This is a genomic window from Lactobacillus sp. 23-2 (assembly GCF_044902225.1).
GTDB lineage: Bacteria > Bacillota > Bacilli > Lactobacillales > Lactobacillaceae > Lactobacillus > Lactobacillus absianus.
The window spans coordinates 124-1013 of record NZ_JAOQBX010000015.1; the positions used below are offsets into that span (position 1 = coordinate 124).

Annotated in this window: 2 protein-coding genes; both read right to left on the reverse strand. The window is 44.4% G+C overall.

Annotated features, from left to right (window positions below; genetic code table 11):
* Window positions 1–279, reverse strand: a 279-nt coding sequence (locus OCH80_RS06515) for a hypothetical protein (protein ID WP_404539124.1), incomplete at its 3' end; no start/stop codon positions are given.
* 247 nt (window positions 280–526) lie between these two features.
* Window positions 527–890: hypothetical protein (locus OCH80_RS06520; protein ID WP_404539127.1), on the reverse strand; the 364-nt coding region annotated here is incomplete at its 5' end.

The following is an 890-nucleotide window of genomic DNA, read 5'->3' on the forward strand; positions in this document are numbered from 1 at the left end:
CCCCGTAAAGTCCTCAACTAAATCAAAAAACTTGAAATTCATCCCCGTAAAGTCCTCAACTAAATCAAAAAACTTGAAATTCATCCCCGTAAAGTCCCCAACTAAATCAAAAAACTCGAAATTCATCCCCGCAAAGTCCCCAACTAAATCAAAAAACTCGAAATTCATCCCCGTAAAGTCCTCAACTAAATCAAAAAACTCGAAATTCATCCCCACAAAGTCCCCAACTAAATCAAAAAATTCGAAATTCATCCCCGCAAAGTCCCCAACTAAAGCCAAAATTTCGAAACTAATCCCCGCAAAGTCCCCAACTGCAGCGCTCTCCCAGAGAATCGGCTTGGTTCAGTAAAAAGCGGGGCTCCAATTTCGAAAAAACGGCTTGGTTCAGTAAGAAGCGGGGCTCCAATTTCGAAAAAACGGTTTGGTTCAGTAAAAAGCGGGGCTCCAATTTCGAAAAAACGGTTTGGTTCAGTAAAAAGCGGGGCTTAAATTTCGAAAAACGGTTTGGTTCAGTAAGAAACGGGGCTTAAATTTTGAAAAAACGGCTTGGTTCAGTAAGAAGCGGGGGCTTAAATTTCGGAAAAACGGTTTGGTTCAGTAAAAAATGTGGTTCGAATAAATGATTATCCCCGTTTTTACCGTAGCCAAGCGCAAATCCCGCAAATCCATCCCCGTTTTTACCGCAGCCAAGCGCAAATCGTCCAAATCCATCCCCGTTTTTACCGTAGCCAGGCGCAAATCCCGGAAATCCATCCCCGTTTTTACCGCAGCCAAGCGCAAATCCCGCAAATCCATCCCCGTTTTTACCGCAGCCAGGCGCAAATCCCGGAAATCCATCCCCGTTTTTACCGTAGCCAAGCGCAAATCCCGCAAATCCATCCCCGTTTTTA